General features: G+C 71.3%; 28 protein-coding genes. 12 read left to right on the forward strand and 16 right to left on the reverse strand.

Going from position 1 to position 22,955, the window contains the following annotated elements; genetic code table 11:
• The first annotated feature begins 3 nt into the window (after nucleotides 1-3).
• Together ACIREE_RS04270 and ACIREE_RS04275 are read left to right on the forward strand one after the other, a co-directional pair.
• A complete protein-coding gene (locus ACIREE_RS04270; protein ID WP_404145964.1) occupies nucleotides 4-492 on the forward strand; it encodes a two-component system response regulator in 489 nt (162 codons plus the stop codon).
• Nucleotides 493-743: 251 nt separating this feature from the next.
• Nucleotides 744-1,748: a hypothetical protein gene (locus ACIREE_RS04275; RefSeq protein WP_404146810.1), complete on the forward strand. Its 1,005-nt coding sequence runs from the start codon at nucleotides 744-746 to the stop codon at nucleotides 1,746-1,748.
• A gap of 73 nt (nucleotides 1,749-1,821) precedes the next feature.
• On the opposite strand, the gene ACIREE_RS04280 is transcribed toward ACIREE_RS04275, so the two are convergent.
• Nucleotides 1,822-2,454: an HdeD family acid-resistance protein gene (locus ACIREE_RS04280; protein ID WP_404145967.1), complete on the reverse strand. Its 633-nt coding sequence runs from the start codon at nucleotides 2,452-2,454 to the stop codon at nucleotides 1,822-1,824.
• Nucleotides 2,455-2,611: 157 nt separating this feature from the next.
• Between ACIREE_RS04280 and ACIREE_RS04285 the strand changes: the two genes are divergently transcribed.
• A complete protein-coding gene (locus ACIREE_RS04285; RefSeq protein WP_404145970.1) occupies nucleotides 2,612-2,989 on the forward strand; it encodes a DUF488 domain-containing protein in 378 nt (125 codons plus the stop codon).
• Nucleotides 2,990-3,009: 20 nt separating this feature from the next.
• Here the strand turns inward: ACIREE_RS04285 and ACIREE_RS04290 are convergent, their stop codons facing one another.
• A complete protein-coding gene (locus ACIREE_RS04290) occupies nucleotides 3,010-3,381 on the reverse strand; it encodes a helix-turn-helix domain-containing protein (protein WP_404145972.1) in 372 nt (123 codons plus the stop codon).
• A 142-nt stretch (nucleotides 3,382-3,523) separates the two neighbouring features.
• On the opposite strand from ACIREE_RS04290, the gene ACIREE_RS04295 reads away from it, so the two are divergent.
• The gene (locus tag ACIREE_RS04295; RefSeq protein ID WP_404145975.1) at nucleotides 3,524-5,257 is read left to right on the forward strand and encodes a cation:proton antiporter; all 1,734 of its coding nucleotides are present in this window, start codon (nucleotides 3,524-3,526) and stop codon (nucleotides 5,255-5,257) included.
• Nucleotides 5,258-5,268: 11 nt separating this feature from the next.
• On the opposite strand, the gene ACIREE_RS04300 is transcribed toward ACIREE_RS04295, so the two are convergent.
• The 5 genes from ACIREE_RS04300 to ACIREE_RS04320 all read right to left on the reverse strand — a co-directional run bounded on the left by ACIREE_RS04300 (nucleotide 5,269) and on the right by ACIREE_RS04320 (nucleotide 9,209).
• Complete coding sequence (locus ACIREE_RS04300; RefSeq protein ID WP_404145979.1) at nucleotides 5,269-5,628, reverse strand: luciferase family protein; 360 nt, start codon at nucleotides 5,626-5,628, stop codon at nucleotides 5,269-5,271.
• A gap of 89 nt (nucleotides 5,629-5,717) precedes the next feature.
• Nucleotides 5,718-6,503 (reverse strand): SDR family oxidoreductase, encoded by a 786-nt coding sequence (locus ACIREE_RS04305; protein ID WP_404145982.1) that lies wholly within the window; start codon nucleotides 6,501-6,503, stop codon nucleotides 5,718-5,720.
• Nucleotides 6,500-7,720 (reverse strand): acyl-CoA dehydrogenase family protein, encoded by a 1,221-nt coding sequence (locus ACIREE_RS04310; RefSeq protein WP_404145984.1) that lies wholly within the window; start codon nucleotides 7,718-7,720, stop codon nucleotides 6,500-6,502. Before ACIREE_RS04310 ends, ACIREE_RS04305 begins: the two co-directional genes overlap by 4 nt.
• Nucleotides 7,721-7,749: 29 nt before the next feature.
• Nucleotides 7,750-8,400, reverse strand: coding sequence for an HAD family hydrolase (locus ACIREE_RS04315; RefSeq protein ID WP_404145987.1), 651 nt, complete (start codon nucleotides 8,398-8,400; stop codon nucleotides 7,750-7,752).
• The gene (locus ACIREE_RS04320; protein ID WP_404145990.1) at nucleotides 8,397-9,209 is read right to left on the reverse strand and encodes an SDR family oxidoreductase; all 813 of its coding nucleotides are present in this window, start codon (nucleotides 9,207-9,209) and stop codon (nucleotides 8,397-8,399) included. Before ACIREE_RS04320 ends, ACIREE_RS04315 begins: the two co-directional genes overlap by 4 nt.
• A 168-nt stretch (nucleotides 9,210-9,377) precedes the next feature.
• Between ACIREE_RS04320 and ACIREE_RS04325 the strand changes: the two genes are divergently transcribed.
• Nucleotides 9,378-10,328: an alpha/beta fold hydrolase gene (locus tag ACIREE_RS04325; RefSeq protein ID WP_404145993.1), complete on the forward strand. Its 951-nt coding sequence runs from the start codon at nucleotides 9,378-9,380 to the stop codon at nucleotides 10,326-10,328.
• Between the two features lie 100 nt (nucleotides 10,329-10,428).
• On the forward strand, nucleotides 10,429-11,079 hold the full coding sequence (locus ACIREE_RS04330; protein ID WP_404145996.1) for a TetR/AcrR family transcriptional regulator: 651 nt from the start codon (nucleotides 10,429-10,431) through the stop codon (nucleotides 11,077-11,079).
• Here the strand turns inward: ACIREE_RS04330 and ACIREE_RS04335 are convergent.
• Nucleotides 11,055-11,651, reverse strand: coding sequence for a PadR family transcriptional regulator (locus ACIREE_RS04335; RefSeq protein WP_404145998.1), 597 nt, complete (start codon nucleotides 11,649-11,651; stop codon nucleotides 11,055-11,057). The genes ACIREE_RS04330 and ACIREE_RS04335 overlap by 25 nt on opposite strands.
• Nucleotides 11,652-11,738: 87 nt before the next feature.
• Between ACIREE_RS04335 and ACIREE_RS04340 the strand changes: the two genes are divergently transcribed.
• The gene (locus tag ACIREE_RS04340; protein ID WP_404146000.1) at nucleotides 11,739-12,173 is read left to right on the forward strand and encodes a nuclear transport factor 2 family protein; all 435 of its coding nucleotides are present in this window, start codon (nucleotides 11,739-11,741) and stop codon (nucleotides 12,171-12,173) included.
• Here the strand turns inward: ACIREE_RS04340 and ACIREE_RS04345 are convergent.
• Nucleotides 12,140-13,663, reverse strand: coding sequence for an isocitrate lyase/phosphoenolpyruvate mutase family protein (locus ACIREE_RS04345; RefSeq protein WP_404146003.1), 1,524 nt, complete (start codon nucleotides 13,661-13,663; stop codon nucleotides 12,140-12,142). The genes ACIREE_RS04340 and ACIREE_RS04345 overlap by 34 nt on opposite strands.
• 98 nt (nucleotides 13,664-13,761) lie before the next feature.
• On the opposite strand from ACIREE_RS04345, the gene ACIREE_RS04350 reads away from it, so the two are divergent.
• Complete coding sequence (locus tag ACIREE_RS04350) at nucleotides 13,762-14,457, forward strand: type 1 glutamine amidotransferase domain-containing protein (RefSeq protein WP_404146006.1); 696 nt, start codon at nucleotides 13,762-13,764, stop codon at nucleotides 14,455-14,457.
• Between the two features lie 22 nt (nucleotides 14,458-14,479).
• Here ACIREE_RS04350 and ACIREE_RS04355 read toward each other — a convergent pair whose 3' ends face one another.
• The 4 genes from ACIREE_RS04355 to ACIREE_RS04370 all read right to left on the reverse strand — a co-directional run bounded on the left by ACIREE_RS04355 (nucleotide 14,480) and on the right by ACIREE_RS04370 (nucleotide 17,052).
• The gene (locus tag ACIREE_RS04355) at nucleotides 14,480-14,881 is read right to left on the reverse strand and encodes a Zn-ribbon domain-containing OB-fold protein (RefSeq protein ID WP_404146813.1); all 402 of its coding nucleotides are present in this window, start codon (nucleotides 14,879-14,881) and stop codon (nucleotides 14,480-14,482) included.
• A gap of 132 nt (nucleotides 14,882-15,013) precedes the next feature.
• A complete protein-coding gene (locus tag ACIREE_RS04360; RefSeq protein ID WP_404146816.1) occupies nucleotides 15,014-15,688 on the reverse strand; it encodes a TetR family transcriptional regulator in 675 nt (224 codons plus the stop codon).
• A 146-nt stretch (nucleotides 15,689-15,834) separates the two neighbouring features.
• Nucleotides 15,835-16,425: a hypothetical protein gene (locus ACIREE_RS04365; RefSeq protein WP_404146009.1), complete on the reverse strand. Its 591-nt coding sequence runs from the start codon at nucleotides 16,423-16,425 to the stop codon at nucleotides 15,835-15,837.
• Nucleotides 16,426-16,599: 174 nt separating this feature from the next.
• Nucleotides 16,600-17,052, reverse strand: coding sequence for a cyclic nucleotide-binding domain-containing protein (locus ACIREE_RS04370; RefSeq protein ID WP_404146012.1), 453 nt, complete (start codon nucleotides 17,050-17,052; stop codon nucleotides 16,600-16,602).
• Between the two features lie 168 nt (nucleotides 17,053-17,220).
• Here ACIREE_RS04370 and ACIREE_RS04375 point away from each other — a divergent pair, with 168 nt between their 5' ends.
• The gene (locus ACIREE_RS04375) at nucleotides 17,221-18,333 is read left to right on the forward strand and encodes a D-alanyl-D-alanine carboxypeptidase family protein (protein WP_404146015.1); all 1,113 of its coding nucleotides are present in this window, start codon (nucleotides 17,221-17,223) and stop codon (nucleotides 18,331-18,333) included.
• A 60-nt stretch (nucleotides 18,334-18,393) separates the two neighbouring features.
• On the opposite strand, the gene ACIREE_RS04380 is transcribed toward ACIREE_RS04375, so the two are convergent.
• Nucleotides 18,394-18,777: a hypothetical protein gene (locus tag ACIREE_RS04380; protein WP_404146017.1), complete on the reverse strand. Its 384-nt coding sequence runs from the start codon at nucleotides 18,775-18,777 to the stop codon at nucleotides 18,394-18,396.
• A gap of 213 nt (nucleotides 18,778-18,990) precedes the next feature.
• Between ACIREE_RS04380 and ACIREE_RS04385 the strand changes: the two genes are divergently transcribed.
• Genes ACIREE_RS04385 through ACIREE_RS04395 form a run of 3 tightly spaced genes read left to right on the forward strand, consistent with a single transcriptional unit; the run spans nucleotide 18,991 to nucleotide 21,312 of the window.
• The gene (locus tag ACIREE_RS04385) at nucleotides 18,991-19,500 is read left to right on the forward strand and encodes a hypothetical protein (protein ID WP_404146020.1); all 510 of its coding nucleotides are present in this window, start codon (nucleotides 18,991-18,993) and stop codon (nucleotides 19,498-19,500) included.
• An 18-nt stretch (nucleotides 19,501-19,518) separates the two neighbouring features.
• Nucleotides 19,519-20,166 (forward strand): class F sortase, encoded by a 648-nt coding sequence (locus ACIREE_RS04390; protein ID WP_404146023.1) that lies wholly within the window; start codon nucleotides 19,519-19,521, stop codon nucleotides 20,164-20,166.
• Nucleotides 20,167-20,214: 48 nt separating this feature from the next.
• Complete coding sequence (locus ACIREE_RS04395) at nucleotides 20,215-21,312, forward strand: aminotransferase class V-fold PLP-dependent enzyme (RefSeq protein WP_404146026.1); 1,098 nt, start codon at nucleotides 20,215-20,217, stop codon at nucleotides 21,310-21,312.
• 133 nt (nucleotides 21,313-21,445) lie between these two features.
• Here ACIREE_RS04395 and ACIREE_RS04400 read toward each other — a convergent pair whose 3' ends face one another.
• Together ACIREE_RS04400 and gap are read right to left on the reverse strand one after the other, a co-directional pair.
• Nucleotides 21,446-21,862, reverse strand: coding sequence for a hypothetical protein (locus ACIREE_RS04400; protein ID WP_404146029.1), 417 nt, complete (start codon nucleotides 21,860-21,862; stop codon nucleotides 21,446-21,448).
• Between the two features lie 58 nt (nucleotides 21,863-21,920).
• On the reverse strand, nucleotides 21,921-22,919 hold the full coding sequence (gene gap, locus ACIREE_RS04405) for a type I glyceraldehyde-3-phosphate dehydrogenase (protein ID WP_404146032.1): 999 nt from the start codon (nucleotides 22,917-22,919) through the stop codon (nucleotides 21,921-21,923).
• Nucleotides 22,920-22,955 lie beyond the last annotated feature (36 nt).

Here is a 22,955-nt window from a genome sequence, read left to right on the forward strand (position 1 = left end):
GCGATGCCCATCGTTGCACGGCCCAAGATCCTTGTCGTCGACGACCGGGAGGACACGCTCTTCGCGATGGAGAGCGCTCTCGCTCCGCTCGGCTACCCGCTGGACCGCGCGAGCACCGGGGACGACGCCCTCAAGACCGTCCTGCGGGGCGGCATAGCAGTGGTTCTCCTGGACGTGCTGATGCCCGACGTCAGCGGCTTCGAGGTGGCCCACTACATGGCGCGCCTGGAGCAGACCCACGACATACCGATCATGATGATCACCGGCGCCGGCCAGGACCCCGCGCTCGCCCTCAAGGCCTTCGAGCTCGGTGTCGCCGACTATGTCGTCAAGCCCATCGAGCCGTGGGTGATGCGGACGAAGGTCCGCTATCTGTACGAGACGAGCATGCGCCTGCGTGCCCTGCGCGAGCGCCTGCACAGGTACGAGAGCGAGAACGAGGAGCGCTCCGCGCCCGGCTTCGAGAAGCACCCGCTGCCACGGCCCGCCTGACCCCTCCCCCACCTCGGGTGTCGATGGTCACACCCGATCGGAAGTCGCCCCCTCCCCATGTGGTTGTACAGTACAACTTGGTTAAGAGTTGTATAAGCCAACCTATGGAGGTCCTGCCCATGCCCGCCGACCACAGAGCTCATCGGCCCGAGAGCACCGGCGCCGTGCGCGGGGTGGTACGCGGTGCGGCGAACGGCGCGCACAATCCGGCGCTGCGCCACGTCCTGACGCATCTGCTCACCCCGCTCCTGATGTGCGTGGGCATGGGCCTCGCCTACCTGGGCGCCTTCGCCGCACCCGAGCCGCACCATCTGCCGGTGGCCGTCGTCGGCTCGGGGGCCGAGGCGAAGGTCTTCGCGCAGACCGTGAAGGACAAGGCGGGCGACGCCCTCGACGTGCGGACGGTCGACACGCGCGCCACGGCGATCGACCAGCTCAAGACACGCAAGATCGACGGGGCCTACGTACTCGGAGACAGGGCCCCCGAGCTGATCGTGGCCTCGGCAGGCTCCGACACCACGGTCTCCGTCGTCGAGAAGATCTTCACGCCGGTCGCCGCACAGCAGGGCGAGCCGCTCAAGGTCACGGACGTGGCGCCGCCGGTCTCCGACGACCCGACGGGACAGGGCCTGTTCTTCCTGCTTGTCGCGGTGAGCATCGGTTCGTACGCCTCGGTGGCGGTTTTGGGCGGCGCGGGTGCCGCGCTGCGGACGCGGACGCGGGCGCTCCTCGTGGCCGGCGTCTCCGGAGTGGTCGGCCTGATCGGCGCGGCCTTCGCGGGCCCGGTCTTCCACCTCGCGCACACCGGGCTGTGGGGGCTGTGGGGCATGGCCTGGGTGTACTCCGCGGGGATCCTGCTGATCGGCGTAGGGCTGCACACGTTCCTGAAGCGGTGGACGACGCTCGCCGTGATGGTGCTGTTCGTGATGCTCAACTTCACCAGCTCCGGCGGCGTCTTCCGCCCCGAGCTGCAGAACGGGTTCTTCGGCAGCCTGCACGCCTTCTGGAACGGCGCGGGCTTCGTCGAGGGAGCCCGCAGCCTCCTGTACTTCGAGCACTACGACCTGGGCCGCTATGTGTGGACGCTGGTGGCCTGGCTCGCGGTGGGCGCGGTCGTGTTCGCGGTCGCGGCAGTGGCCGGACACCGGCAGGAGCGGGCGCTCGCCGCGGCCGCACCGGTCGAGGACATGGGCGTGAAAGACGTAGAAGACGAAGAGGAAGTGGAGGAGGAGCTGGAGGAGGCGGTCGGCGTCTGACGCGCCGCTCCCCCGGACCTACCTGACTGTGCCCCGCGCTCTCGTCGAGCGCGGGGCACAGTCGCGTACCGCGTCAGACTCCGCGGGGCAGATTCTTGGCCCGGCCACGCAGCATGAACGCCTCGACGATCTCCACCACGCCCATCGCCACCAGCCAGCAGCCGCCGACGAGGGTGAGGACGGCGACCGACTCGAACGGCGAGACGATGAGCACGATGCCGGCCATGGCGCTGACGATCCCGAGGAAGATCTGCCAGCCGCGCGCGGGCGTTCCCGGGTCGGAGGCTGCCGCGGCGGTCTGGGTGATGCCGCGGAACAGCCAGCCGATGCCGATCCACAGGGCGAGCAGCAGGATCGACTGCATCGAGCCGCGGAAGCAGAACAGACCGAGCAGGATCGAGACGGTGCCGCTGATGAACGCCATCACGCGCAGCCCCGTCGTCACATGCGTGCCGAAGGCCGTGACGAGCTGGAAGGCGCCGCTGACCACGAGGTAGACGCCGAACAGGATGCCGGCCGCCCACAGTGAGGCGCCCGGCCAGGCAAGGACCAGTACACCGAGGATCAGCGCGGCGACGCCTGCGAGCAGGACCGCCTGCCACGCGGCATGAGCGAGTCTGCCGAGCGGCCCCTCGGGACGGCGCGGCGGCTCGTCCTGCTCGGTGCTCCGGTGCCGGCTCTGCGGGTCGTACGGTGCGTGCGTCATGTTCGACTGTTAGCACCGCGCTCCGGCGCCCGCCAGCGGGACCGGGACGAACGGATGACGCCCTCACCGGGATGGAAACCGGCCGGCTCCGCGCACCGTGCGCCGGGGCCACACCACGCCCGGGGCGCGCACCAGGGGAAAACAGCAGAATGGATTCATGACCGCAATTCCGGCGCCCGGCCCGTTCCCTGCCCGCCGCGTCTACGATCCGCCCGCTTCCTCCGACGGCAGCCGCCTCCTGGTCGACCGGCTGTGGCCGCGCGGGATCTCCAAGGAGCGGGCCGCCGTCGACGAGTGGCTCAAGGACATCGCGCCGTCCAGGGAACTGCGCTCCTGGTACCACGAGGACCGTGCCGGGCGGTACGAGGCGTTCGTCGAGCGGTACGGCGCGGAGCTGGCCGAGCCGGCCCGCGCCGAACTGGTCGAGCACGTCCGCGCGCTGGCCCGGCAGGGCTCCGTCACGCTGCTGACATCGGTGAAGGACGTCGAGCACAGCCATGTGCCCGTGCTCGTACGCCACCTCGAAGAGGCCTGAGAGCCTGCCTTTGAGGCTTCTCAGGCGGCGAGGCACACCGTGCCGCGGCCCTGCGCACCGTTCGCGCCCGCCCCGAGCACGCTGACGGCGGTGACGGAGACCGGCCTGCGGAACTGGGCGGACCGCGCCAACTCGCCCTGCGCGAGCGACAGTACGTCGACGAGCCCGAGGCCGAGCGCGCCGGCCGCGGCGGCGAGCATCTCCGAGGACGCCTCCTTGCGGCCGCGCTCCACCTCGGAGAGGTAGGGCATGGAGATCCCCGCGACGTCGGCCACGTCCTGCAAGGTCCGTCCCTGGGCCCGTCGTCGGCGGCGCAGCACGTCCCCGACGACATGCCGCCACAGCGGCTCCTGAGCGACGGCGGGGCGGGGCCTGCGGGTCTCATGGGTCATCGGATCAGCCTACGGTCGCGTCGCCGAGCCGGGGCCCGGCTTCGCCCAGGGCGATAATCGGCGGGGCCGAAGCGCAAGGTCGCAGCAGGGGAGGCCAGAATGCGATCATGCGCAAAACAGGACAGAGCAGCGCGGGGCTGCCATGGAAGTGACTCTGATCGCCGTCGTCGGCGTCGCGAGCGTCGTGGCGGTCGCCGCGTTCTCCCAACGCCTGGGCCTGGCCGCGCCGCTGAGCCTCGTCGTGGTGGGGATCGCGCTGAGTTTCGTGCCGGGCGTGCCGGTGGTGGAGATCGAACCGGAGTGGGTCCTGGCCGGAGTGCTGCCGCCGCTGCTGTATTCGTCGGCCGTCAACATGCCCGCGCAGGACTTCCGGCGCGACATCAAGGCCATCACGGGCCTCGCCGTGCTGCTCGTCGCCGTGTCGACCCTGGGCGCGGGCTGGCTGGTACATCTGCTGATGCCGGATCTCGGCTGGCCCGCCGCGCTCGCGCTCGGCGCGGTCGTCAGCCCCACGGACGCCGTCGCCGCGACCTCGGTGGGCCGCAAACTCGGCCTGCCCTCACGGCTGTTGACCCTGCTGGAGGGCGAGGGCCTGGTCAACGACGCATCGGCCCTGGTGCTGCTGCGCTCGGCGGTCGCCGCGCTGGCGGGGGCGGTGTCGCTGTGGGGCGTGGCCGGGAAGTTCGTGTTCTCGGTGGTGGTCGCCGTGGCGGTCGGTCTCGTCGTCGGTTACGTCAACGTGCGCGTACGGGCGCTCCTCAACGACTCCGTCCTCAATACGGCGATCTCCTTCGTCGTGCCGTTCGTCGCCTACGTACCCGCCGAGGAGTTCGACGCCTCGGGGGTGCTGGCGGTCGTCGTCACGGGCGTGGTGACGGGACATTTGAGCCCGCGGCTGCTGCGGGCGCAGGACCGGCTCGGCGAGGCCACGAACTGGCGCACCCTCGCCTTCCTCCTGGAGAGCGCGATCTTCCTCCTGATGGGGCTCGGCCTGAAGACGCTCCTCGACGAGGCGCACGCCCACGAGAACGGCCTTGGCGCGGGCCGGGTCGTGTTGTACGGTCTCGCCGTCACCGGGCTCGTCATCGTCGTACGGGTCGTGTTCGTGGCGCCTCTGGTGGCGATGCTGCGCCGCGACGAGCGCCGGGCCGCCGCGGCCAAGCCGATGATGGAGCGGTGGCAGGAGCGGATGGCCGGCTTCGACATGAGCGAGCGGTTCGGGCCGCGCAGGAAGGCGCAGTTCGAGCGCCGGGTGAGCCGGGTGAGCGCCGACATCGACTTCCGTCTCACGGAGACGCTCGGCTGGCAGGGCGGCACCGTGCTCGCCTGGTCCGGGATGCGCGGCGCGATCACGGTGGCCGCGGCGCAGACCCTGCCGGAGGACACCCCGTACCGGCCGCAGTTGATCCTCATCGCGTTCGTCGTGGCCGCGACGACGCTGCTGCTGCAAGGGCTGACGCTGCCGTCCGTGATCCGCGTCGTGGGTATCCCCGGCGACGATCCGCAGCGCCTTCGCGCGGAGTACGGGCAGCTGATCACCGAGGTGTCCCGGGCCGCGACGGACGCCCTGGACGCGGAGGCGGCGGACGGCGGCGTCGCCCCGGAGATCCTCGACCGGGTCCGCGCCGACAGCCTGATCCGCCCCACCGACGACGAGGGGCGGGAGATGCCCCCGCCCGAGGGCCCCGACGACGCGGGGATCACGTACATGCGACTGCGGCTGCGCGTCGTCACCGCCGAGCGGGACGCGCTGCTCGCCGCGCGCACACGGGGAACGTACAGCTCACGCGCGCTGACCGGCGCGACCCATGTGCTCGACCTGGAGGAGGCACGACTGCAACAGCTCTGGGACCGCTTCGACGACGAGGACCAGTAGACGATCCGGCGTCATGACGCGCGCGGGCGTTCCCAGTCGCACGGTGGTGAGGGGCAGGCGTGCGCGTCGTGTTCCTTGAGGGCGACGCTCACCAGGCTCAGCAGCAGCTGCACGTCCGTGTCGCATTCGAGGAGCACGGTGATCCACGAGGCGCCCGGATGGACGCGGATGGCGCTGTTGTGCCGCAGTTGGGGAAGGAGCCGCTGCACCACCGTCGCGGTGAGGTACAGATCGGCGCAGTCGTCGGCGTGGAAATGGACGAGTTCATGGCCCGCCGCGCCGAACGCGTGCCCCACCGAGCACCGGGGCGGGCCGATTACCAGGTTCGGCCATGTCCCGAGTTCGGTCATGGCGCGCTGGGCCGCGGTCATGCCTCCATCCTCGCGCACGCTTCACCTGAAGGACCACCCCCGGCAACCCCCGCTTCCCTACACGTGTTGACGCGGCGCGGCACCCCGCGTCACAGCGGCCCCGAACCGATGAGCTGGCCCCCGTCGACGACAAGCGTCTCGCCGGTGATCCACCGGGCGCCGTCCCCGGCGAGGAACGCGACGGCCTCGCCGATGTCCTCCGGTTCGCCGATGCGCCCCAGCGGGGTCGCGCCGGCGAGCCGCTCCTCGCCGTCCCGCCAGAGGGCCTCGGCGAGCCGGGTCCGCACGACGCCGGGCGCGATGGCGTTGACCCGGACCTTGGGGCCGAGTTCCAGCGCGAGCTGCTTTGTGAGGTGGATGAGGGCGGCCTTCGACACGTGGTAGATGCCGACGTCGTGGGCGACCGTATAACCGCCGATGGACGCGGTGTTGACGACGGCGCCGCCGTGCTCGCCCATCCACGCCCGCACGGCGAGCGAGGTCCACAGGATCGGCGCCCACAGGTTCACGTCCATCGTCTTGGTGAACCGGGCGTGGTCCTGGTCGAGGACGGGGCCGTACGCGGGGTTGGTACCGGCGTTGTTGACGAGGATGTCGAGTCGCCCGTACGTGGCGACGGTGTAGTCGACGCAGGCGCGCGCGGCGGCCTCGTCGGTGGCGTGGGCGGCGAACCCGGCGGCGCCGGCCCCCAGCCGACGTGCCGCCTCCTTCGCCCGGTCGCCGTCGCGGGAGGTGACCACGACCTGGGCGCCGCGGTCGCGCAGAGCGCCGGCGGCCGCGAGGCCGATGCCGCGCGACGCTCCGGTCACCACGGCGACCTTCCCGTCCAGCGGGCCCGCCGGGGAGCCCCCGGACGGGCCTTGGGCAGCGGTCACCGTTCGCCGCGCTCGATCTCGCGGCGACGCAGCTCGCGCCGGGCGATGGTCCGCTTGTGCACCTCGTCGGGGCCGTCCGCGAGGCGCAGGGTGCGCAGGTGCGCGTACATGCTCGCGAGCGGGAAGTCGTCGCTGACGCCCGCGCCGCCGTGCACCTGGATGGCCCGGTCGACGACCTTCAGGGCGACCTCCGGGGCGGCCACCTTGATGGCGGCGATCTCGGTGCGGGCCTGCTTGTTGCCGACGGTGTCCATCAGGTACGCGGCCTTGAGCGTGAGCAGTCGCGCCATGTCGATCTCGATGCGGGCCTCGGCGATCCAGTCCTGGATGTTGGCGCGCTCGGCGACCGGCGCCCCGAACGTCGTCCGCGACTGCGCCCGGTCGATCATCAGGTCCAGGGCACGCTCGGCCATGCCGACGGAGCGCATGCAGTGGTGGATGCGGCCGGGACCGAGCCGCGCCTGGCTGATCATGAATCCGTCGCCCTCGCCCGCGAGGAGGGCGGTGCGCGGGACCCGTACGTTCTCGAAGAGCACCTCGGCGTGGCCCTCGCGGTCCTGGTAGCCGAAGACGGGCAGGCCGCGCAGGACGGTGACGCCGGGGGTGTCGAGCGGCACGACCATCATCGACTGCTGGCGGAAGGCGGGCCCTTCGGGGTCGGTCTTGCCCATGACGATCAGGACCTTGCAGTGCGCGTGCAGGGCGTTCGACGTCCACCACTTGCGGCCGTTGAGGACGTAGGTGTCGCCGTCGCGCTCCATCCTCATCTGGATGTTGCTCGCGTCCGAACTGGCCACCGCGGGTTCGGTCATGGCGAACGCGGAGGCGATCTCCCCGTCGAGAAGCGGCTTCAGCCACTTCTCCTTGTGCTCCTCGGTGCCGAACAGCGTGAGCACTTCCATGTTGCCCGTGTCGGGCGCGTTGCAGTTGGTGGCCTCGGGTGCCAAGTGGGCGCTGCGGCCCATGATTTCGGCGAGCGGAGCGTATTCGAGGTTGGTGAGGCCCGGACCCCATTGCGGGTGCGGGTGGAAGAGGTTCCAGAGGCCGCGCTTCTTCGCCTCGGTCTTCAGCTCCTCGATGACCGGCGGGTGGAAGTGCGGGTCGCCGGACTCGGCCATCTGCGCGGCGTACACCGGCTCGGCCGGGTAGATGTGCTCGTCCATGAAGGCGAGCAGCTTGTCCTGGTACTTCTCGGCCTTGGCCGACAGTTCGTACACGGGTCCTCCAACAAGGGTGTCGTGCGGTGTCAGTGAGGGTCCGGCGGGCTGAGCAGGCGGGCGAGTTCGGCCGCGGTGGTCGGGGCGTCGCGGTGTACGACACCGGCGATGCCGAGCCGGGCCGCGGCCGTGATGTTCTGCTCGAGGTCATCGACCATGACGGTCTCCTCAGGCAGCGAGCCGAGCCGCTCGCAGGCGATGGCATACGCCCGCCGCGAGGGTTTGCGCACCCCGATCTCGCCGGACACGGTGACCGCGTCGAACAGGGCCGGCAGGTCGAAGCCCGCATAGCAGTCGTCGCCCAGGGAGTTGGACAGCATCCCCACCCGGTGCCCGTCGGCCCGTACCTTCGCCACGAGCGCGACCATGTCGGCGTCGGGCCGCAGCCGCTCCTGCAGCCGGATCAGGAGACGAGGTCCGGCGGCGCCGCTGTCGACGGTGACGCCGTGCGCACGCAGCCGCTCCGCGAAGCCGTCCTCGAACTCCCGCTCCCCGATGCGCCCTTCCTCGTGCGCCACGAGCAGCGCGCTGCTCGGCGCGTCCTTGGACAGCAGGCGGAGCAACAGGCGCGGTTCGGCCCCGAGTTCGCGCCCCAAGTCCTCGAAGGCGGCGACGACGCTGGTGGTGAGCACGCCGCCGAAGTCGAAGAGGACCGCGCGACGTGCGGGGGTGCCGGTCATCGCACCGCCTTCTGGTAGCGGCGCATGCCACGCAGCCACCGGTCGTAGTCGCTGCCCTTGTGGCGGAAGTAGTCGAGCACCTGCGGGTGCGGCAGGACGAGGAACCGCTCGTCGGCGACGGCCTCCACCACGCGGTCGGCGACGTCGAGTGGCTTGAGCAGGTCACCGGAGTCCAACACGGCGCGCGCGGCGGCCCGTTCGGACGGATCTTCGGAGCGGGTGCCCGCCATGAGCAGCTCGGTCTCGACTCCCTGCGGACACAGGCAGCTCACGCTCACCCCTTGGTCGCCGTACGTCACCGAGAGCCATTCGGCGAAGGCGACGGCGGCGTGCTTGCTCACGGCGTACGTCGCGGAGCCGATCTGGGTGAGCAGGCCCGCGGCCGACGCGGTGCTGAAGAAGTAGCCCCGGCCGCGCTCCACCCAGCCGGGGACGAGCAGCTTCGCGGCGCGCACGTGCGCCATGACGTTCACGTCGAGGGCGCGGCTCCACTCCGCCTCGCTCGCGTCGAGGCCGGCGCCGCCGCCGATCCCGGCGTTGGCGAAGTACAGGTCGACGGGTCCGAACCGCTCCTGTGCCGTGTCGATCAGCGCGCGCAGATCGCCGGCGTCCGCCGCGTCGCCCGCCTGTCCCGCCACGCGCTCCCCGTGCTCTTCGGCCAGGCGCCGTACGGTCGCGTCGAGGCGCGCGGCGTCGAGGTCGGTGAGCAGGACTCCGCGGGCCCCGGCTTCCAGGAGGCGCTGCGCGACGGCGGCGCCGATGCCGCCCGCGGCTCCGGTGACGACGGCCACCCTGTCGTTGATCAGCATCCGCTTCTCCCCTTGTCCCTTCGACCGCCCGGCCTTCGGCACCGTACTTGAATCCGGGTTCAGGTTCAATGGATGTGGACCGGGCGGCCGGTCTGTAGAGTTGAACCCAACGTCGAGTTCAGAAACGTTCAGGAAAGTTCAGAACCTGAGATTCCGAGGAGTGCGCACATGACCGCAGATCTGTCGATCGACGCGTGGGAGCGGGTCACGTCGCGGTCCGTCGCGACCGGCGACATCACGTTGCGCGTCTTCGAGCACGGGCCGCAGGGCCCGCAGAACTCTGACAAGCCCGTGGTCGTGCTCTGTCACGGCTTCCCGGAGCTGGCGTTCTCATGGCGGCACCAGGTCCTGGCGCTCGCCCGGGCCGGGTACCGGGTCCTGGCCCCCGACATGCCGGGCTACGGCGGGAGTTCACGGCCCGCGGACGTCAAGGCGTACGACGCGCTGACGCTCTGCGCCGATCTCGCCGGGCTGCTCGACGACATCGGCGCGGACGACGCCGTGTTCGTGGGACACGACTGGGGCGCGTCGGTGGTGTGGCACATGGCGTGGGCGTATCCGGAGCGGGTGCGGGCCGTGGTGGGCATGAGTGTGCCGGTGACGCCGCGCTCCCCCGTGCCGCCGCTGCCGGTCATGCGGGGGCGCCTCGGTGACGACTTCTACATGGTGTGGTTCCAGGAGCCGGGCGTCGCGGACCGGGCCCTGGCGCAGAACGTGCGCAGGACGCTCGTGACGCGGGAGATCTGGTCCGCCGCGTGGGCCGCACGCCCGGACGAGGAGTTCCCGCCCCCGCCGTGGCTGACCGAGGAGGAACTCGCCTACTACGTCGAGGAGTTCGAGCGGACCGGGTTCACCGGAGGTCTCAACTACTACCGGAACCTGGACCGTACCTGGGAGCTGACCGAGCACTTGGCGGGGCGCACCATCGACTGCCCGTCGCTGTTCGTCACCGGGTCCAAGGACCCGGTCGGCCGCTTCATGCCGGACGACAAACTGGAGCGGGTGCTGACCGATCTGCGCGGTCGCGTCGTCCTCGACGGGGCGGGACACTGGATCCAACAGGAACGGGCCGAGGAAGTGAACGCGGCTCTGCTGGAGTTCCTCGCCGAGCTCGGCTGACCCCGGCCCACACCCCATCTCCCCGTACTTCTCGAACTTCTCGAACTTCTCGAACTTCTCGAACTTCTCGAACTTCTCGAACGACATCGAATGGATTGCCTTGGCTGCTCAGGCCCCGGCCGCCGACGGCGGCCAGAAGCAACCGATCACCCCCCGCAGCGCACGCGGCATCAGGACGCGGACCGCCCTGGTCGCCGCGGCCCGTGAGGTCTTCGAGCGCGACGGCTATCTCGACGCCCGGATCACGGACATCTCGGCGGCCGCACACGTGGCCTCCGGCTCCTTCTACACATACTTCAACAGCAAGGAAGAGATCTTCCAGGCGCTGGTCGAGCAGGTGCAGGAGGAGATGCTCCATCCGCATCTGCGCGAGCGCACCGGCATCACCGATCCGCGGGAGCTCATCGACGCCTCCAACCGCGAGTACCTGCGCGCGTACAAGAAGAACGCGCGGCTGATGGCGCTGTTCGAGCAAGTGGCCCAGATCGACGAGCAGTTCATGAAGCTGCGCATCGAGCGGGGCAACGCGTTCGCGCGGCGCAACGCCAAGCTGATCCGGTCGCTGCAGGAGAGCGGCGCGGCGGACGCGAGTCTGGACCCGCTGGTGACGGCGCACGCCCTGTCCGTGATGGTCAGCCGCATGGCGTACATGGTGTTCGTGCTCGGACAGCGCATCCCGTACGAGCGGCTGGTGACGACGCTCAACAAGATCTGGGAGAACGGACTTCAGCTCGCGGAACCCGGGGCCTGACCCGGGGCGCGGGAGGCACGGGCGGCGCGGCGCTCCAGGACGTCCAGGACGCGCCGCCCCCAGCGCAGGTACTCCTCTTCCAGGGCGATGCCGCCCAGCAGCGTCAGGTACGGGCCGACGCGCTCGCCCCCGGCCAGGAACTCGTCCTCGCCGAGGTCGCCGAGCAGATGCCGGCGCACCCGCTCGTAGCGGGCCAGCTTGCCGTGCGCCCAGGCCATGCGCTCCTCGACGTGCTCGCGTACGGCGCCGAGGTCGCCGACGTCGACGGCCTGCACCTTCACCATCAGTTCGTCGCGCATAGCCATCGGCTTCGGCTGCTTCGCCGTGAACGCGGCGAGGTCGGCGCGGCCGGCCCCGGACAGCGTGAACATCCGCTTGTTCGGCCTGCGCTCCTGCGGCACGACCCGGGCGTCGACCAGCCCCTCGGCGGCGAGCCGGTCCAGCTCGCGGTAGAGCTGCTGCGGCGTCGCGGCCCAGAAGTTCGACACCGAGACGTCGAAGATCTTCGCCAGGTCGTATCCGGACGCCTCGCCCTCCAACAGGGCGGCCAGTACGGCGTACTTGAGAGACATATGGACACCATACAGCGAGGCGATTATTCTCTCCCGCACCTATTCAAATAATTGCCTATAGTGGCCTGGAGAACAGAGGTGGCGCCCATGCATCCCTTCCGCGCGGCAGTGGAGAAGGGCGACCTGGCGGCGGTCGAGGCCACGCTGGCCGAGAACGTGCTCTTCACCAGCCCGGTCGTGTTCAAGCCGTACCCCGGCAAGGCGATCACCGCGGCGATCCTGCGCGCCGTCACCCGGGTCTTCGAGGACTTCCGCTACGTACGCGAGATCGAGAGCGCCGACGGGCGCGATCACGCGCTGGTCTTCGAGGCGCGGGTCGGCGAGCGGCAGATCACCGGCTGCGACTTCCTGCACGTCGACGAGGACGGGCTGATCGACGACTTCATGGTGATGGTCCGCCCGCTGTCGGCGGCGCAGGCTCTGGCCGCCGCGATGGGCGCGCAGTTCGACCTGATCGCGCGGGAGGCGGCCGGCGAGGAGCCCACCGCTCAGCGGGCGGCCAGCCGCTGCACCTCGGCGTAGGACGGAGTTTCCAGGTCGGCAGGGGGCCGCCCGTCCCGGATCGCCGTCGCGGTGTCCACGGCCGCCGCCAGGGCCCTGCGGTAGAGCAGCGAGCCGAGGCTGACCCGGCGTACACCCAACGCGGCCAGTTCGGCGAGGGTGGGGCCGGTCGGCGAGTACAGCAGGTTCAGCGGCGTCACCAGGCCCGCCGTCAGTTCGGCGACTTCGACCGGGTCCGAGAGGCCCGGCACGAACACCCCGTCCGCACCGGCCTGTTCGTAGCTCGCGAGGCGCGTCGAGGTCTCTTCCGCCTGGCGGCCCAGCCAGTGGGTGTCGGTGCGCGCGTTGACGAACAGCGCGGGCACGGCGGCCTTCACGGCGGCGATCTTCGCGGCGTGCAGCTCCACGGGAGCGAGTGTTCCGTCGGGCCGGCCGTCTTCGAGGTTGATCCCCGCCGCGCCCGCCTCGTACAGCTTCCGGGCCAGCTCGGCCACTTCCGCCACGTCATCGCTGAAGCCGCCCTCGGCATCGACGGTGAACAAGAAGGAGCCCTGTCCGAGGCTGCGGGCCAGCGCAATGGTCGCGCCGACGGTGGCCGCGGCCCCGTCCGGCAAACCGGTCGCGGCGGCCACGCCCAGGCTGGTCGTACCGATGGCCGGAAAGCCCTGTGCGGCAAGGACTGCTGCGGAGGCGTGGTCCCAGGCGTTGGGCAGCAGCAGCGGAGCGGCCTGGTGGTGCAGGCGGGCGAAAGGGGTCAGCGGGCGCCCACGCAGGCCGTCGGCCAGGGCGAGAGCGTGGGCACGGCCGGGGCAGACGCGGGGCGGCGCGCCGAAGGTGAGGGGCACCGGGTGGGTGCGGTTGGCGGCCGAAAGATCGAGGAGTACCGCGTCGCCTTCGGCGATCCTCCGGCCCGCGACGTGGGTGACCCTGGCGGCGACGCGCCGCATGGTCCGCACCGGAGGGTTCTCCCGGAGCGCCCGGGCCTGCGGTACGTCGCCGCTGTCGGCCGCGACGAGGGCGGCTGTCGCGTCGCAGGCCTGGACGAGCAACCCGATGCGGTTGGCCACCGTCTCCAGAGCCGCTGCGTCGGCCGGGTCCTGCACCAGGTGCGCGACCAACCGGGCCACCGCCTCGTCCGCCGCCGCGTCGCCGCCCTCGAAGTAGGCGCCGGCCACCACGGTCACGGCCTCCGCCACCGCTGCGGGCTCGTGCATCCCCAGTGCTTCGGCGAGCGTCCGCACCACCCGCGTGGGGACGTCGCCCCCGGCGCCGGCGATCACTGCTTCCCGTAGCGCGAGGGGATCGAGGAGCGCGAGTTCGGCTTCGACGAGGGCCCGCCGACGCCGGTGCGACTCGCCGGAATCGAACCGGGCCACCGAGGCACGCAACCACGCCACGCTCGCGCCTGCCGGGCCGCCGTCCGGGGCCGGAAGTTCCGGAACGAGTGCCGGGTCGGCGAGCGCCGACCGCACGTCCGCGTAACGGTCGAATCGATGCGTAGTGTGCGTCATGACCCTGACGTTAGGTCCGGGACACTTCGGCGCGGCCCGAACTGTCCCGGCCCGCGCTTCGGGCCCGAAGCGGCGGATCCACCTTGGGAGAACCACGTATGTCGAAGATCCTTTTCGTACTGACCGGCGCCGACCACTGGACGCTCGCCGACGGCACCGAGCACCCCACCGGCTTCTGGGCCGAGGAGGTCGTCGCCCCGTACCAGGCCGTCAAGGCGGCGGGCCACGAGGTCGTCGTCGCCACCCCCGGCGGCGTCGTACCGCCCGTCGACCACGGCAGCCTCGCGCCCGAGTTCAACGGCGGCCCCGAGGGCGCCGAGCGGACCGCGAGCGCGCTCGCCGCGATGAGCGAGCTGCAGTCCCCCATCAAGATCGAGGACGTGGATCTCGACGAGTACGCCGCCGTCTTCTACCCCGGCGGGCACGGCCCGATGGAGGACCTCGCGGTGAACGCGGCGTCCGGCAGGGTGCTCACGCTGGCCCTGGCGAGCGGCAAGCCGCTGGGCGTGGTCTGCCACGGCCCGGCCGCGCTGCTCGCCGCGACGGGGGCCGACGGCGCGAACTCCTTCAAGGGCTACGACGTGGCCGCGTTCACGAACGCGGAGGAGATCCAGGGCGGCCTCGCCGAGCAGGCGAAGTGGCTGCTGCAGGACCGCCTCACCGAGGCCGGGATCACCGTACGGGTCGGTGAGCCGTGGGCGCCGCACGTGATCGTCGACCGGAACCTGGTCACCGGCCAGAACCCGGCCTCGTCCGCGCCGCTCGCCGCCGAGCTGCTCAAGAAGCTGGGCTGACGACGCCGGGGACGGCGACGGCTCAGCGCAGCCCGTCGTCCCCGGACGGGTCGTACAGCTCGAAGACGACTTCCCCGGAGTCGGCACGGGCGGAGTCGGCGTGGGCGCCTCGCGCGGGGCGCACAGCGGCCCCCACCCACACCATGTGCGGGGCGGTGCCGACGATCCGGCAGGGCACGACGAAGTCCTCGGGGAAACGGACCAGCGACTCGTTGCGTGACACCCCGGTGCCGCGGTTGACGACACGGGACTGCACCACGATGCCCGGTCCCGCGCTGCGCTCCGTCGTCAGGTCGCTCGACGCGCAGACCGGACAGAGCAGCCGCCGGAACGACGCGGTTCCGCACCAGCGACACCTTTGGTGGGTGAATCCCGTGTCGGCTTCCGCCGTCGGCGCCATGACACCGATACCGCCCCTGAACATCCCGGATAGCTCTGACATCTCTCGGCCTCCCCGCGTTCGCCCGCCGCGCGCCGGGCTGCGGCCGCGGCGCCTCCTCAGCGTATGGCACTCAGTGCCGCGCGGTAAAGACACCGAGTACCCCTCAAGTCCGGTTCAGTCGTTTCTCAGCGCCGATTCGACCTGCTGGATGACGCGCCACATGGGAGCGCCCTTCGCGGCGACCATGACGACGACCTCCTTCTGCGCCGCCCCCGCGGGGGCCGGCGGCACGGCCGCCCCGCCCCACACCTGCCGTACGAGGTCGAGGGCGTGGTCCACGGCCTCCTCGGCGTCCCCCTCGCCGTCCGACCGCAGCCAGGAGCGCAATGCGTTGTTGTGCGCCGCGACCACGGACGCCGCCACGACCTCGGCGCGCAGCGCCCCGTCCGCGGCACCGTCCCAGCGCCCGCGCAGATATCCGGCGAGGGTGCGCTCGTAGCGCCGCACGACGGAGAGTTCGTAGGTCCGAAGGCCCGGCACCTCGCGGGTCAACCGGTAGCGCTGGAAGGAGAATTCGGGGTTCGCGGCGTACATCCGCAGGACGAGCAGCGCCGCGCCGCACACCACGTCGACGGCGTCCCGCTCGTCACTCGCGGCGTCGAGGAACGCGGTCATGTCGGCCAGGCAGCTCTCGTGGTCCGGGAAGACGGCGTCCTCCTTCGACGGGAAGTACCGGAAGAACGAGCGCCGCCCCACTCCGGCCCGCGCCACGATGTCGTCCACGGTCGTCCGCTCGAACCCGCGCTCCAGGAACAGTTGGAACGCCGCCTCGGCCAGCACCTCCCGCATGGGCGGCTTCTTCTGTGACTCGTTGACCTCGCGTGCCTCGCTCATGCCGGGAACGTAACACCGCGCGGGCCGCCTTGGCACTACGTACCTTTGGTCAGGGAACTGAGTGCCATGCGGCGGCCTTCATCCCCGAGCGACCAGGGCTGTCATGTCTCCTGGGTGCGCCGGCGTACGTAGACGCCCGCCGCCCCCACCGAACCGGCGATCAGCATGCCGCCCAGGACGAGCTGCACCGTGCTGAAACCGTCCAGCGAGCCGCCGTCACCGGCGTGCACGCCGTGGAGTCCGGTACTGCCGCTGCCCGACACCGTGAGGGTCTGCCGCACCACGGTGCCGCTTTCGCAGCTCACCGAGATCGGGAACGTTCCCGGGCGTGCCCCGGACGGCACGTCGAAGCGGCCCACCACGTCGCCCTGCTGGGTGCTCGTCTCCAGTGGGAAGTCACCGGCGCCGAGGCTGTTGGCGTCGCCGGTGGCCCTGCGGTCCTTGCCGCACGCGGAGGTGTTCGCCGTGACGGTCGTACCGGGGCGGGCTTCGGCGGGGTCGAGTTCGAGCGCGCCGGGCTCCGCCGGGGCGGAGCTGTCCGCCTCCCAGGTGTCGGGCGGGGAGTCCTCCCACGAGGTGCTGTCCCACGTCGTGTCGTCCCCGTCGGCCCAGGCGTGGGCGCACACCGGCGGGGCGAGGGCGAGGACGGCTGCGGCGACGGCGGAGGTCGACCAGGACGTGGTGCGACGCATGCGGGGCCTTTCCGGACGGGCCGCCGGCGCTGCCACCGACGGCGTTCCCGGCCGAGCCAACCCCGCGGGACGGCGCGCCGCCTGTCGAGGCGGCGAGGTGGGTGACGAACGGGGCACACGCGGGTGACCCGGGGCGTACCGATGCCCCGGGACACGGCACCATCGAGCCAGGCTTCAGAGGTGGTGACCGTGTGCCCGGTGGGCCTCGACGAGCTTCACACGCGCCGATTCCAGCCGGTGCGCCATCACCTCGGCCACACCGTGCAGCAAGGTCATACCCAGGGCCGGCTCCAGATCGCAGAGGCCGCGCACCGCACCCGCGTCGAACTCGTAGGCGCGCACCGGGCTGAACGCCTCGGCGCCGAAGTCCCATGCGTACGGCGGGAACAGCCAGGACCAGCCGAGCAGATCGCCCGGCCCGAGCGGGTCGATGGGCAGCCTGGTGCGGTCGGAGACACGCATGTCGAGGGTGACCATGCCGGTCCTGACGATCCAGAACCGGTCGGCCCGGTCACCTTCGTCGAAGATCCGGGTGTCCTGGGGGAACGAGACTTCCTCGGCCAGGACCATCAGCCGGTCGCGATAGGCACGCGGCAGCCGGTTCAGCAGTCGTGTCTGGGCCGTCATGGCGCAACACCTCCACCGTCGTGTCATTCCAGCGTACGTACGCCGCGGCCGGTACCGAGTGGGCGAACCATCGCCCGAAAAGGGTAGATCCTTCCCGTTCTCCGCGCACCTCGACCACATGGCGTAAGCGGATCGCGGAGTCGACGATCATGCCCCTACGTTTCCGGCATGGCCACATTCATCGGCTTTCACGCTGGTATTACCAAGGCGGCTGTGGCGTCGGGGCTGTGTGCGGTGATCGCCCTCGGAGCCGTCGCCGGACCCGCCGGCGCCGCGGCCCCCGCTCCGGCCCCGCCCGCCGCGCCGTCCCTGTCCGCGCTGTCCTGGGAGGTCATGGACGCCCGCACCGGGCAGGTACTCGCCGCGAAGGCGCCGCACCGCAGGCTGCCGCCCGCGAGCACGCTCAAGACGCTCTTCGCGGTCACGCTCCTGCCCCGGCTGCGGCAGGACGTCGTGCACAAGGCCACCTCCGCGGACCTGGCCGAGGTCGCCGAGGGCAGCAGTCTGGTCGGGGTCGACGAGGGGAGCCGGTACACGGTCGCCGACCTGTGGCGCGGGGTGTTCCTGAGCTCCGGCAACGACGCCGTGCACACCCTGGCGCAGATGAACGGCGGGCTGTCGCGCACGCTCGCCCAGATGCAGGCCACGGCCCGCCGGATCGGTGCCCGCGACACCCAGGTGCGCTCGCCGGACGGCTTCGACACGTCCGGCCAGTTCTCCTCCGCGCACGATCTGGCCCTCATCGCCAGAGAGGGTTTCAAGAATCCCGACTTCCGGCGCTACATGGGCACCAGGTGGGCCCGCTTCCCGGCTTCCGGGGGCCCGGACGCGTACGAGATCCAGAACACCAACCGACTCCTCGTGGGTTCCCACGGCGTGGCGCCCTATCCCGGGATCATCGGCGTCAAGAACGGCTATACGTCGCAGGCCGGCAGCACGCTCGTGACCGCCGCCACCCAGAAGGGCCGCACCATCCTGGTCACGGTGATGAATCCGCAGGAGGAGTCGTTCAACGCGGTCTACGAAGAGAGCCGCGCCCTGCTCGACTGGGGTTTCGTCGCCGCGCCGCTGCGCCTGGTGCACGGCGCGGGCCCCCAACGCCTCTCCAGAGCACGTAAGTCGGCAGCCGCCGCGGCGGCCGTTCCAGCCGCCCCAGCGGCGTCCGCGGACACCGGTACCGGCCTCTCCCGGCACCTCGGTGCCGCGGCCGCGCTCCTCGTCCTGTCCTTCGTTCCCCTCCTCGTCCGCAAGCACCTGCGCAAGCGGCGTCCGCTCCGCTGACAGGACCGGCCGTCACCCGTCGACGGGTGACGGCCGGGCGCTCCCCGGGGCCGGGGACGGTCAGCGGTGCACGTTGACGTGGAGCACCGGGGAGACGGCGCCGCCGCCGGCGATGCGCAGCGAGTTGCGCCCGACGAGGCCGAGCTTGACGCGCAGGTTGTAGCCGCCGGTGCGGTTGGTGGCCATGTGGACGGGCAGGGAGACGTAGCGCTTGCCCTGCAACTGCTGCAGGGTCACGGGGGTGCCCGCTCGCAGGTGCTGGGTCTTTCCGTAGATCCGGAACTGCTGCCACGCCCGTACGCTGCCGACCGTCGCCTTCGCGCTGATCGACGGGCGCACGGCCTGGACCGCCGCGGTCGCCGGGGAGGCCGCCTCGGCCACGGGTCCGGCCAGCACCGCCAGCGCGGAGAGGGCGGCGGCGGACGCGTACTTCATGCGATGCATATGCAACTCGCTGTTCTTTTGCGGGAGTTGTATGCGCTTGATTGCGCGCCCCAAAGATAGGCAAATCATTAAGTCGGGCCGGTGAACAACACGCTTCCCCGGAAAAGGCTTTTCACATTTTCGTGCGGCGTCCCCCATTCGGCCCTATTGAATGGTCGGCAGGGGTACGCCCAAATAACGTCACAGGAGTCGCCCATTCCCCGGAGGACTCGTATGCGTTCCATATCCGTGCTCTCGTCCGCGCTGGTCTCCCTCGCCGCGATCGGCCTGGCCACCCCGGCCGCCGTGGCGAACGACGGGGGCACGCAGCCCGATGTCACGTCCTTCGGTTTCACGGTCTCGCCGACCACGGTCGCGGCCGGTGGCACGGTCACTCTCAGCTCCAGCGAATGCGAAGTTCCCACGGTGCACGTGACGGCGCCGGTCTTCGACAATGTCGAGCTCAATGAGGGGCAGACCGCCTCGGCGCAGGTCTATCCGGACGCCAAGCCGGGTGCGCAGTACGACGTCACTTTCGACTGCGACGGCGAAAAGGGCACGACGAGCCTCACCATCGCGTCGGGCACCGGTCACGGCACCACCGTCGATCACGGCGTGAAGGCCGGGCTCGGCGGAAGCGCGGGCGGCACCGACCCCGCCCTGATGGCGGCGGGCGGCGCGTTGATCGCGGGCACGCTCGGGGTGGGATACCTGCGGCTGCGCAAGCGCCGCGACGACAGCTGACGGACCTGGCACGCGTCCGTGTCCTCGCCCGCTCCCCCGGCCGCGCCGAAGGCCCGCCGTCCCTCCTGGTCGCTGCTCGCCGTGATCCTGCTGGCGGGCGTGCTGCTCGTGCACCACGGTGTGTCCCGTGCCGACGGCCCGCCGCAGCCCGACCCCGGAGCGGCGAAGCTCGGTACCACCACGCCGCCCGCCGATCCTCTCCCCGCCGCCGTACCCGTGCGGGTGCGCATCCCGCAGATCGGGGTGGACGCGCCGCTGACCCGGGTCGGCCGGGACAAGGAAGGGTGGCTGGAGGCTCCGCCGCCCGAGGACGCCGATCTGGCGGGCTGGTTCACCGGGGCGGTCAGTCCCGGCGAGCGCGGGACCGCCGTCATCGACGGCCATGTCGACAACGCGGACGGCCCCGCCGTCTTCTACGGGCTCGGCTCCCTGAAAAAGGGCCAGCACATCGAGATCGACCGCGCCGACGGCAGGACCGCCGTGTTCGAGATCCACGGCATCGACGTCGTCGACAAGACCGACTTCCCCGACCGCCGTGTCTACGGTGGCACGGGCCTGCCCGAACTGCGGGTCATCACCTGCGGCGGCTCGTACAGCAAGCGCACCGGCTACACGGGCAACGTCGTCCTGTACGGGCTGCTGACCGCGGTCCACGACCGGAGCTGATCCCACGTCAATGTCCGTGGCGTAAGCGCAGGGTGCAGGATGCCTGGCATGGGACTTCGCGATCACTACGGGCTGACGCACGTCATCAACGCCAGGGGGCCGTTCACGCCGCTGGGCGTCTCGCGCAGTGAGCCGAGGGTCGCCGCGGCCACGGCCGAGGCCCTGGGTGAGTTCTTCGTCATGGAGGAGGTGCAGGACCTCGCGAGCCGCGTTCTGGCCGAGGCCACCGGAGCGCAGGCCGCGACCGTCGTGCACTGCACGTCCTCGGCGATCACTCTGGCGGTCGCCGCGTCGATGACCGGGCCGTCGCCGGAGCGCATCGCGGCGCTGCCTGACAGCAGCGGCATGCCCACGCGCGTGGTGCTGCCCGCGGGGCACGCGGTCCACTACGGTCATCCGCTCGTGCAGGACATCCGCCTGGCGGGAGCCACGCCCGTGCTCGCCGGGACGCAGGACGACTGCGTCATCGACGATCTGGAACGGGAGCTCGCCCACCCGGACACGGCGTGCCTGCTGCTCGTGTCGTCGCGTCTGGTGCGCGGCGCCCATGTGCCGCTCGCGGAGGCCGTGGCAGCGGCCCACCGGCGCGGGGTCCCGGCCGTCGTCGACGGAGCCGCGCAGGACTTCCGGATAGCCGAACTCCTCGCCACAGGCGCAGACTTGGTGCTGGTGAGCGGCCAGAAATACCTGGGCTCCCCCACGGCGGGCGTGGTGCTCGGCGGCGCGGGTCCTGTGAGCGCGGTGCGGGCGCAGGAGAAGGGCATCGGCCGGGCGATGAAGGCGAGCAAGGAGGCCGTTCTCGGGGTGCTCGCCGCCTTTCAGGTGCGGCAGGACACCGACCTCGGCGCGTGGCAGCGCGCCCAGACGGAGAAGGTCACGCGCTTCATCGAACGGGCCGGTGCGCTGCCGGGGGTCCGCGCGGCGCTCGCGGCCGATCCGACCGGGCTGCCCTTCCCGCGTGCGAGCCTGCGCATGGATGCGGCCGACGCGGTGGCCCTGGCACAGGCGCTGCGGGCGGGCAGCCCCGCGATCTGGGTCATGGACCACCGCCAGGACGACGGCGAACTGCTCCTGGAACTCGTCCCGCTCACCGACGAGGAGATCGACACCGTCCTGGACAGGCTCGGAAAGCTTCTGGCCGGTTGAGCCGGCTCCCCCGGGGAGGGTTCGAAGACAGGCGCTGAATGCGCCACGCCGAGATCCGCCTCCAGCGCTTGGCGGACGGCAGGTCCCCGGCGGGGCCGGGGACCTGACCCGGCGTCATCGCTGAGCCGCCCGGTCAGACCCGGCCGCCGGTCAGCCGGGTCAGCGGGCCCTGGTTGCCGCGTTCGGCGCGGCGTCCGGCCGCGAAGGACGCCGCGGTCAGGGCGGTCGCCCCGACCGTGGCCCCGGCCGCGATCATCTTGCGGTTCTTCAGCACGGTCCAGGCGGTGGTGGCCACCGTGGCCACCTGCCCCGCCGCGGCCGTCACGCCCTCGCGCGCGCTGTTCAGAGCGGCGCCCGTGGTCTGCGCGGCGCGGCCCGCGGCCTGGCCGGCGCCGGTCGCCGCGCGGGCGGTCTCGGAACCGGCCGACTCGGCGGCGTGGCCTGCCTTTTGGCCCGCGGCCTCCGCCTTCGCGGCCGTACCGGCCGCTGCGCCGGTCGTCGTCTTCCGTGCGGTCTTCGTCCTGTTCTCATTGTCTCGTTGAGTAGCCATGGTGTGCGGTTAGCCGTTCTCGGCCCGCACAAACAAGCGAACTCTCACCGTGCGGCTCTCACTCCCCCGCGAGGAGCTGCAACGTGTCGATCACCCGGTTCGAGAAGCCCCACTCGTTGTCGTACCAGGCGACCACCTTGATGTGGCGGCCGTCGACGCGGGTGAGCTCCGAGTCGAAGATCGCCGACGCCGGGTTGCCGGTGATGTCGGACGACACGAGCGCGTCCTCGGAGTACTCGAGGATTCCGGCCATCGGCCCCTGCGCCGCGGCGCGGTAGGCCGCCAGCACGTCGTCGCGCGTCACATCCCGCGCGACGGCCGTGTTGAGCTCGACGATCGAGCCCACCGGAACGGGCACCCGGATCGAGTCGCCCGACAGCTTCCCGTCGAGGTTCGGCAGCACGCGGCCGATGGCCTTGGCGGCGCCCGTCGTGGTCGGGGCGATGTTGACGGCGGCCGCGCGGGCCCGGCGGGCGTCGCGGTGCGGGCCGTCCTGGAGGTTCTGCTCCTGCGTGTAGGCGTGCACCGTCGTCATGAACCCGTGCTCGATCCCGGCGAGTTCGTCGAGGACGGCGGCCAGCGGGGCAAGGGCATTGGTCGTGCAGGAGGCGTTCGAGACGATCGTGTGCAGGGACGCGTCGTACGCGTCGGTGTTGACGCCGTAGGCGAGCGTGACGTCGGCACCGTCGGACGGCGCGGAGACGAGCACCTTCTTGGCGCCCGCGTCGAGATGCACCCGGGCGGCCTTGGCCGACGTGAAGCGGCCGGTCGACTCCAGGACGAGGTCGACGCCGAGGTCGGCCCAGGGCAGTTGGGCCGGATCCCGCTCGGCGAGCACGGTGATGCGGCGGCCGTCGACGACCAGGGTGTTGCCGTCGACGCTCACCGGGCGGCCGAGCCGGCCGGCCGTCGAGTCGAAGGCGAGCAGCCGCGCGAGAGCGGTGGGCTCCGTGAGGTCGTTGACGGCGACGACCTCGAGCTCGCTGTCCCGTTCGAGCAGGGCGCGCAGCACGTTGCGTCCGATGCGGCCGAACCCATTAATGGCGATACGAGTCATGAGAAATGTCCCTTCCCTCTTCTTCACCTCAAGACT

Origin of the sequence: Streptomyces sp. NPDC102467, assembly GCF_044765445.1 — a bacterium.
Taxonomy (GTDB): Bacteria; Actinomycetota; Actinomycetes; order Streptomycetales; family Streptomycetaceae; genus Streptomyces.

What these genes read in the sequence shown, in the direction of transcription:
- ACIREE_RS04385 (WP_404146020.1), top strand. Translation starts at nt 18,991, where the DNA reads ATGCGTTCCATATCCGTGCTCTCGTCCGCGCTGGTCTCCCTCGCCGCG.
- ACIREE_RS04400 (WP_404146029.1), bottom strand. Translation starts at nt 21,862, where the DNA reads ATGGCTACTCAACGAGACAATGAGAACAGGACGAAGACCGCACGGAAG.
- ACIREE_RS04280 (WP_404145967.1), bottom strand. Translation starts at nt 2,454, where the DNA reads ATGACGCACGCACCGTACGACCCGCAGAGCCGGCACCGGAGCACCGAG.
- ACIREE_RS04370 (WP_404146012.1), bottom strand. Translation starts at nt 17,052, where the DNA reads ATGACGGCCCAGACACGACTGCTGAACCGGCTGCCGCGTGCCTATCGC.
- ACIREE_RS04345 (WP_404146003.1), bottom strand. Translation starts at nt 13,663, where the DNA reads ATGACGCACACTACGCATCGATTCGACCGTTACGCGGACGTGCGGTCG.
- ACIREE_RS04300 (WP_404145979.1), bottom strand. Translation starts at nt 5,628, where the DNA reads ATGACCGCGGCCCAGCGCGCCATGACCGAACTCGGGACATGGCCGAAC.
- ACIREE_RS04315 (WP_404145987.1), bottom strand. Translation starts at nt 8,400, where the DNA reads ATGACCGGCACCCCCGCACGTCGCGCGGTCCTCTTCGACTTCGGCGGC.
- gap (WP_404146032.1), bottom strand. Translation starts at nt 22,919, where the DNA reads ATGACTCGTATCGCCATTAATGGGTTCGGCCGCATCGGACGCAACGTG.
- ACIREE_RS04270 (WP_404145964.1), top strand. Translation starts at nt 4, where the DNA reads ATGCCCATCGTTGCACGGCCCAAGATCCTTGTCGTCGACGACCGGGAG.
- ACIREE_RS04325 (WP_404145993.1), top strand. Translation starts at nt 9,378, where the DNA reads ATGACCGCAGATCTGTCGATCGACGCGTGGGAGCGGGTCACGTCGCGG.
- ACIREE_RS04395 (WP_404146026.1), top strand. Translation starts at nt 20,215, where the DNA reads ATGGGACTTCGCGATCACTACGGGCTGACGCACGTCATCAACGCCAGG.
- ACIREE_RS04335 (WP_404145998.1), bottom strand. Translation starts at nt 11,651, where the DNA reads ATGTCTCTCAAGTACGCCGTACTGGCCGCCCTGTTGGAGGGCGAGGCG.
- ACIREE_RS04275 (WP_404146810.1), top strand. Translation starts at nt 744, where the DNA reads ATGTGCGTGGGCATGGGCCTCGCCTACCTGGGCGCCTTCGCCGCACCC.
- ACIREE_RS04375 (WP_404146015.1), top strand. Translation starts at nt 17,221, where the DNA reads ATGGCCACATTCATCGGCTTTCACGCTGGTATTACCAAGGCGGCTGTG.
- ACIREE_RS04355 (WP_404146813.1), bottom strand. Translation starts at nt 14,881, where the DNA reads ATGTTCAGGGGCGGTATCGGTGTCATGGCGCCGACGGCGGAAGCCGAC.
- ACIREE_RS04360 (WP_404146816.1), bottom strand. Translation starts at nt 15,688, where the DNA reads ATGCGGGAGGTGCTGGCCGAGGCGGCGTTCCAACTGTTCCTGGAGCGC.
- ACIREE_RS04290 (WP_404145972.1), bottom strand. Translation starts at nt 3,381, where the DNA reads ATGACCCATGAGACCCGCAGGCCCCGCCCCGCCGTCGCTCAGGAGCCG.
- ACIREE_RS04285 (WP_404145970.1), top strand. Translation starts at nt 2,612, where the DNA reads ATGACCGCAATTCCGGCGCCCGGCCCGTTCCCTGCCCGCCGCGTCTAC.
- ACIREE_RS04295 (WP_404145975.1), top strand. Translation starts at nt 3,524, where the DNA reads ATGGAAGTGACTCTGATCGCCGTCGTCGGCGTCGCGAGCGTCGTGGCG.
- ACIREE_RS04350 (WP_404146006.1), top strand. Translation starts at nt 13,762, where the DNA reads ATGTCGAAGATCCTTTTCGTACTGACCGGCGCCGACCACTGGACGCTC.
- ACIREE_RS04365 (WP_404146009.1), bottom strand. Translation starts at nt 16,425, where the DNA reads ATGCGTCGCACCACGTCCTGGTCGACCTCCGCCGTCGCCGCAGCCGTC.
- ACIREE_RS04340 (WP_404146000.1), top strand. Translation starts at nt 11,739, where the DNA reads ATGCATCCCTTCCGCGCGGCAGTGGAGAAGGGCGACCTGGCGGCGGTC.
- ACIREE_RS04380 (WP_404146017.1), bottom strand. Translation starts at nt 18,777, where the DNA reads ATGCATCGCATGAAGTACGCGTCCGCCGCCGCCCTCTCCGCGCTGGCG.
- ACIREE_RS04320 (WP_404145990.1), bottom strand. Translation starts at nt 9,209, where the DNA reads ATGCTGATCAACGACAGGGTGGCCGTCGTCACCGGAGCCGCGGGCGGC.